Here is a 7,377-nt window from a genome sequence, read left to right as displayed (position 1 = left end):
AGGTACTGAGTACTTAAGTAACTACCTCGGTTGGTGGCGTATTGTGACTCAGCGGAAACTTGAAACATCCAGAGCATGGCTCGAAGAAGGGATGCTGACGTGATCAACAGTTCCTTAAAACAGCGCCGTAGGGTACTGGTGCTTATCTTCGCCTCATTGGCAACACCCTTAAAATGAAAAGACACAATCCATTTTCGGAAATAACCCTGCGAGCAGCTTTGACTATCTCGAGTTACGTATTTTTAATCTTATGGCCATTACTGTATCCAGTTATAATTGTTTATGCATTCACAATATGCCCAACCAATAAACTTATCTTGCGCTTTTCCGCAAAAAAAATAAGATAGCAGCACATTTGTGCTGCCATCTTATAATGTTTTAGGCTTATTCACTAAACATCTTGTTGGGCTCAACAATGAGAGATCGGTAGTGCGGTGTGTGTGGTTTGGTATTAAACACATCGATCTCGACCTTCACCTCTTTGGTTTTGTAGTCGATCTCATTGATCCTACCTCGAGTCCCTTGCTCTGGATTGAAGATCTCAATGGAGCCTCCAAAGCCAAACATGGTATCGGTTTCCGGACGATACTCGGTGACGGAAGTGATTGGGCTGTACCAATCGTAACCACGTTCCTTACCGTATTCCCAAACTTGCTCAACCGTGCCTTGCTTCTCATTGACCTTGTACTCAACGAAGCGGGTGTACTTCATGCTAGGCAGTGCGGGTTGCTCCATATGTCGAGCTTCACCATTATCCAAGACGGTAATGGTGCCTTTCGAGGAGATCCAAGCGGTGTGCTGGCTCCAGGTAAAGTCGAAATTATCTTCGCATTTTCCGTTTTCGGTACAGTTGATCTTCTTGCCTTTGCTATTGACCGGCTGCAGAACCTTGCTGGCGAGTTCGTCATTCCAGCCGGCGCGGGCGGCGATGATCCAGGTTACTTCCTTATTACGTCCGATCTTGATGACGGCAGACTGGTGACGCGAGCTGATGATGATGCTGTCGTCTTTCTCGTCATAGGCGATGGAGTTAACGTGGGCCCAGTTACGGCCAGTACCGACACCGGGGATATCACCATAAGGGGCGTCAGGCTCAACCTTAACAGTCTGTCCTTCCTGCTCAGTATCAACGTTCATGCACACTGCGCCAGCGTCCATGCTGACTAAGAAATCATCACGCATGGGGTCCAGGATGGTGTTGAGATCCCAGACATCAACCAGTTGGCCTTTGGGGTCGATCTGCAGGATATGGTCTCGTACCGTGTGAACGATGGTGCCATCGGGGCGCAGATAGTTGCGCTTGGCGGCACGAACTAACACATCACCATTGGGCATCTCTACGGCTTCGTGAGTGGCGTCCTGATAACCACGAGGCAATCTTTCATCGCGGGCCATACGGCCGGTCAGATCCATCTCAAACAGTTTTTGGCCCCGAACAAACGTGTAACTGCCACGCTCGGTGGGGCGGATCCCCATTAGCGAGCCGCGCTTGTCAATATCACGGCCGTTGATGTCGTACATTGAGCTTTGATCCAGCCACCAGCGGTATTCACCCTGAGTATCGATGATGTAGACATTGGGGGCCAAATCAAAGTTAGCGGCGCCGGTACCGTCGCGCCATGCGAGGTCGGCACCATTGGGGTTGTAGGTGAATGAGTTGACCATATAGAGGCGATCTTCAAAGCCCGGTGCAACGGTTTTTACCTCCACGGCCTGAAGGTTGCCCAGGCTGCGGTTGTCGATGGCAATATCACTGATTGCCGGCGTTTGAATGGTGTAGGTTTCGTGGGTTGACTTACCATCGAGCTTATAGCTGACTTCGACGGTGTTACGGAAGTTGGCGTACATACCAACCACAGGAATGCCATCATGGGTTAATAGCGACTTGGGTCCGACCTCGTAGCTGATGTCTATGCCTTTTGCACCTTTGCCCTTGACCGTCACCTTGACGTCGGAGACGTTTTTATTGGCGGTTTCGATCACGGCCGACAGTGGTGCATAGTTGTATGGATTGTGGACGACACGGCCCAGTTCACCGGCGGCGGGTGCCGGCGGGATAGAGGCTGCTGAAAGCATCAATGGCGTAGAGATAGCCAGAGTAAGAACTGAGAGCTTTAAACCTTTCATGTACTTTCCTTAGTATTTATCTATAAATGTTTGGTAAGTAAATCAGTATTTCATATAGATTACACAAATAATATTAGGCGCATCGGTTAGGGCATATTTCATGCGCCCTAACCCTTGGTAACATAACTAGAAATGAATTGTATAATCTAAGGTAAATTTATTAAATGTCATATCTTCAAAAAGATAAAGGTTGCTAACCTTATCATCTCGATAGCCGTTATCTTGCCCGTTAACCCGATGATATTGGATCCAATAGGACAACTTAAGTCCCTTCAGGGCTGGCACCCATTGACTAAAATCTTGTGAGACCTGACTAACTACTTCCCATCGATTATAATCGTCAAACCCTTTTGCATTTTCACTCCACATCCCTTGAATATATCCAGATAAACCAGGCCAAAATACATGACTGAAGTCTTGATGAAGATTGACAAAATAGGCCCTTTCATCTTCAAATAATGGCACATCACCCGCCAAGATCGTATGGTGGCTCATCACTCGAGCTGTTGAACCAATCTGGCCATTAAACTGGTACATATCGCCACCATAGACTTGGTAGGCGGACATCTTCAACTTGGTTGTCGCACTAAGCTCCGTCCGAGTCGTGATAGCCACATAACCTGAATCCACATTCTCTAAAGTAAATTTATCCCCGGCACCGAAAACATTGACCCCAGTTAACTGAACAGTACTCGACATCGAAGGGATATCATAGCCTAATGAAAAGTAACTCCGCTGTAAGAAATCTAAAGCGTTAGAGTATTCGAACTGGTAATCCAGCTCTTTAAACTTGCCTTTGCTTCCTAGCAAGGCTAATAGCGAGATCTTGGTATCGTCATGCCCATACATATAATTCAGATAATCCCCTGAAGAATATCCCTGGAATTTATCCATGACCATCCCATAATAATGTGATCCGCCAATTTGATAATCTAGGTCAATGGCACGACTTGCACTATTAACAACTCGAATGGGATCCTCACCATAGAGTTTGTAAAACCTCCGGTTTTTACCAGCACCCATGCGTAATTTACCATCGCCAAGATCAAATTGAGTCTTCAAATAGAACACACCGATGTTGGAGAGCGTTTCACCATCGCTCTCCAAATTTTTACCCACATACCCTCTTTCATCATCTTTGCTACTCAAGCCTTTGGCAAGACCTGTCGTGTAAGCATGAAAATCGAGCCCTAACCAGTCACCGTACATCTTAGAGCGATATTGGAACTCCAAATTATAGGGGGCCTCTCTAAAATTGCGCGATTCGCTATAATTAAAATCATAATACTGTGCACGAGTTTTTAGAGCCACCGTACCCTCGGTAGCATTTCCTTCAAAAGGGGCACCAATCAACACAAACAAAAAAAAGGGTAAAACTCGCCTTACCATCAAGAACTCCAAGTCATTATTGTTATTTAAGCAAAGCTCTAAGTTGTTAAGATAAAGGCAACCTTACTTAGATTGCCTTTTCAGGCCTAAATTACGCCGATATAATGTTTTATCTAAAACTGGATGGTATAATCCAGAGTGATTCTATTAAGTTTGTAATCCTCAAAGAATCCGAGATTACTGACTTTACCGTCACGATAGCCGTTATCTTCACCACCGACATATTGATACTGACGGAAATAATTGATACTCAAACCCTTCAGGGCAGGGTTCAGCTTGCCGAAATCCTGAGTGATTCGACTCACAACCTCGCGGCGTTTGTAATCATCAAACCCTTCTGCATTATGACTCCACATACCTTGTATCCAGCCTGACAGGCCGGGCCACAGGATATTACTAAAATCCTGATTTATATGTGCATAGAATACTCTTTCATCCTCAAACATCGGAACCTCACCGCCCGGCGCCGCATGATGCGACATCGACCGTGAACTGGAACCTCCTCGAGCATGGAGTTGATACATGTCACCCCCGTATACTTGGTATCCAGAGAATTTCAACTTCGTTCCCGTATCGAACGTTGTCAGACTCGTTAAGGCAACATAACCGGATTCGTAATTCTCAAGGTCGAAGTGTTCACCCGCGCCAAATATATTAACTCCACTCAATTGTACGTTGGTTGATATCGCGGATACATCATGATCCAAGGAGTAGAAACTGCGCTGTAGGAACTCATAGGAATTCATATACTCAAAGGTATAATTAAAACCTCCCAAGTTGCCTTTGGTACCCAGCAAGCCAACAAACTTGAGCTCCTCACCATCAAGGCCATAGAAATGATCTAAATAATCACCGGATGTTTTGTCCTGAAACCTATCTACCATCATGCCATAGTAGTGGGCATTGCCTCTTTTATAGTCGAAATCAATCCCGCGGGTGGCGCTATTGTTTACTCGAATTAGCTGCTCATTATAAAGACGATACCAACGCCTATTTTTACCGGCTCCGATACGTAATTTACCGTCACCGACATCAAATTGGGTTTTTAGATAGAAAACACCAATATTGGATATCGTATCACCATCTGGATGAATGTTACCACCAGTATAACCAAGCTCATCATCCTTGTTGCTCAGACCTTTAACCATCGAGGTAGTATATGCATGAAAATCGAGACCTATCCAGTCGTCATACATACCTGAGCGGTATTGAAACTCAAGGTTTAATGGCGCTTCCTTGAAGTCTCTACTTTTAGAATAGCCATAATCGTAATACTGGAATCGAGTTTTTAACGCAGCACTACCTTCGGTAGCATTTACCGCAACAGGCGAAAGCGCGAGTAATACGGCAGGTAAAGCCAATCCATAGCGAAACATATATTCCTCCAATATGTACAAGGTGAGGTGCCTCACACCTCCCAATTTTGTTTTAATACTTACTTAACGCAACTTGTATTTAAACCCTGATGCGCTAGTAAAACTGTGAGCAAACACGCCAAGACAATTCGTTCAAAAAGGCTACAAATGCGCTAAGATGCACTACCCTGAGTGACACCGAAGAAACGAAAACTGTCAAAACCACTCCGTGAAAATTAAACTTGCCGACCCGTATAGCTTCATAAAAATGCAAGTTGTGCGTATCACAGTTGGTGAAGGCATAGTCAACACAGGCTCATTAACATTGATGTTTAGTCATACCCGTCTGATGACCAATTTTTTAATTGAGTTATCTCTTGATTTACTTGATCAACAACACCGGCTCCAAAAGCTACGTGGCAAGCTCAAGAAAATGTGGTCAGATGTAAAGCATCTTTATCCTACCGCCAAAAAGAAAGGACCGTGTGTTTCCACGACCGGTCCTTTATATACCTTGTCGCTATCCGCTTAGATATAAGCGACAACGCTTATCCGAACGGCATTGCAATAGATAATTGGCCCTTGTTCATTCAATCAGCAAATGGGGGGATGATGACGCTTGCTCTATATCCAGGTGTTCCTGGTGCATTTCCATGTACCCAGATCTCAACCGCTGGTTCATCTTCTCCGTGGGGGATTTCAACCACCTTGCCGACGGTTTTACCAGTGAACAGCCCTGTTGACATGGATGCGATGAGGTTGGAGTCTTTGTCGCTATTGTATTGAGTCAGTGAGGTAACCGGAGAGTGGAACTCATAGCCCCGCTCTTTACCGTACTGCCAAGTTTGCTGGACGGTCATCTTCTTCTGATCGATCTTGTACTCGACACCACGGGTGTACTTCTCCTCTGCCATGACCGGCTGCTCATTGAAGCGACCGTCACCGTTGTCCAATACGAACAGGTTGAAGTGGCGCTTGCCGGAGTCTTTACCTATGTAGGCGGTGTGCTGAGTCCAAGTGAAATCGAACTCGTCCGGATTCGGGCACTTACCTGCTTCGGTACAGTCGATCTTGCGACCTTTGCTGTCCACCGGCTGCAGGACTTTCTTGGCGAGATCACCCTTCCAGCCGCCGCGAGCGGAGAGGATCCACTTCACTTCGTTGTCCCTGCCTATCTTGACATTGGCGGACTGGTGCCGGACGGAAATGATGATGGAGTCATCCAGTTCGTCGTAAGTGACGGAGTTAATATGTGCCCAGTTTCGGCCCGTGCCTACACCAGGTATGTCGCCATAAGGTGCGGAGCGTAACTGATCTTTGTCGGCAGTCTGGCTAGCCTGGTCTTCGTCCACATTGAGACACACTGCACCCATATCTAGGCCCATCAATGTGATATCACGGTAAGGGTCCAAGATAGAGTTCAGATCCCACTCGTGGACTACCTTGCCGTTAGGATCGACCTCGATGATATGATCCCGGATGGTGCTTACCATATCACCCATATCATTGAGGTATTCTTTTTTGGCAACACGCATCAGCATGTTGCCGTTGGGACGGTGGTGAATATCGTGGGAATAGTCGGAGTAGTTGCCTGGCAAACTACGAGAAAAAACGTGCTCGCCCATCAGGCTCATGCGGTGGTAGGCTTGCCCTGCCCCCCAAACCAGATCCTTGCCAACTTGCTTCACACCCATGACGTAGCCGGTCTTACGATAGTGTTCGGCATCACGGAATTTCTGATAATCCATAAACCAGCGTAGATCGCCATTGGTATCAAAAATCATCAAGGTTGGTGAGCGATCCCATAGACCCGCTCCAGGTGCGCCTGGGTTGTTGTGTGATACCACGGCAGCTAAACTGCCATCGCCAAAGCCATCAACTAAGTAGAGTCGGTCCTTGAACCGCTCATCGGCCACCATCTTCGCTTCGCCCTGTGGATGGTTAGCCCATCCGTTGGCAAGAGGAACAAATGAGACTGCTCCAGTGCGCATAGTGTAGGTGTGGCTGTGCGCCTCGTTGTTCTCTTTCCATGATACTTCAACCTGATTTTGGTGTTCCGGATAGAGACCAAATACCGGGATCCCGCTGTGATGCAGGATCTCCGATTGGGAGACGTCATAGCGTAGATCAACGCCGTTATCCCCTTTACCCTTCACTAAGATTGAAACATCGCTGATCCCGCCTCGCCAGGAGGGCATTTCAATGATGGCAGTAAGAGGGGCAAGCCCATACTTGTTCATTTGAACTCTGCCTATCGCATCGCTTTGTTTTGAAAAGGTCGCCATACCACGTACTTTTTCAATACTACTTTTTTCAGCTGCGAGAGCCCCTACCGAAGTGAACGATAATATAGCCAAGGTCGCGATAGTAACTGTTGAAAGCTTATGCACAGATATCTCCCCGTTTTATAACGTTTTTTAGATGTCCCGAACAGGTTAGTTGTGAGCTTGTTTTTGAAACGAGACCTAGCATTTATTAAATACTTAGGACCAAAGTCGAGTAAGCA

General features: G+C 46.5%; 5 protein-coding genes. 1 reads left to right on the top strand and 4 read right to left on the bottom strand.

Annotated elements, in window-relative coordinates; all coding sequences use genetic code 11:
• Positions 1-384: 384 nt before the first annotated feature.
• From ABEA08_RS14010 to ABEA08_RS14000, 3 genes are all read right to left on the bottom strand, one after another.
• Positions 385-2,127, bottom strand: coding sequence for an aryl-sulfate sulfotransferase (locus ABEA08_RS14010; RefSeq protein ID WP_345335957.1), 1,743 nt, complete (start codon positions 2,125-2,127; stop codon positions 385-387).
• Positions 2,128-2,253: 126 nt separating this feature from the next.
• Positions 2,254-3,516 (bottom strand): hypothetical protein, encoded by a 1,263-nt coding sequence (locus tag ABEA08_RS14005; protein ID WP_345335956.1) that lies wholly within the window; start codon positions 3,514-3,516, stop codon positions 2,254-2,256.
• Positions 3,517-3,629: 113 nt separating this feature from the next.
• Positions 3,630-4,892 carry a hypothetical protein gene (locus ABEA08_RS14000; RefSeq protein WP_345335955.1) on the bottom strand — a complete coding sequence of 421 codons (1,263 nt, stop codon included), beginning with the start codon at positions 4,890-4,892 and terminating at the stop codon, positions 3,630-3,632.
• Between the two features lie 208 nt (positions 4,893-5,100).
• Here ABEA08_RS14000 and ABEA08_RS13995 point away from each other — a divergent pair, with 208 nt between their 5' ends.
• A complete protein-coding gene (locus ABEA08_RS13995; RefSeq protein ID WP_345335959.1) occupies positions 5,101-5,403 on the top strand; it encodes a hypothetical protein in 303 nt (100 codons plus the stop codon).
• Between the two features lie 58 nt (positions 5,404-5,461).
• Here ABEA08_RS13995 and ABEA08_RS13990 read toward each other — a convergent pair whose 3' ends face one another.
• Positions 5,462-7,261, bottom strand: a complete 1,800-nt coding sequence (locus ABEA08_RS13990; RefSeq protein WP_345335954.1) for an aryl-sulfate sulfotransferase — start codon at positions 7,259-7,261, stop codon at positions 5,462-5,464.
• Positions 7,262-7,377 lie beyond the last annotated feature (116 nt).

It is taken from the genome of Ferrimonas pelagia (assembly GCF_039543565.1).
Classification (GTDB): domain Bacteria; phylum Pseudomonadota; class Gammaproteobacteria; order Enterobacterales; family Shewanellaceae; genus Ferrimonas; species Ferrimonas pelagia.
The sequence above is the reverse complement of the archived record's forward strand: the minus strand, read 5'-3'. Positions and strand labels throughout refer to the sequence as shown.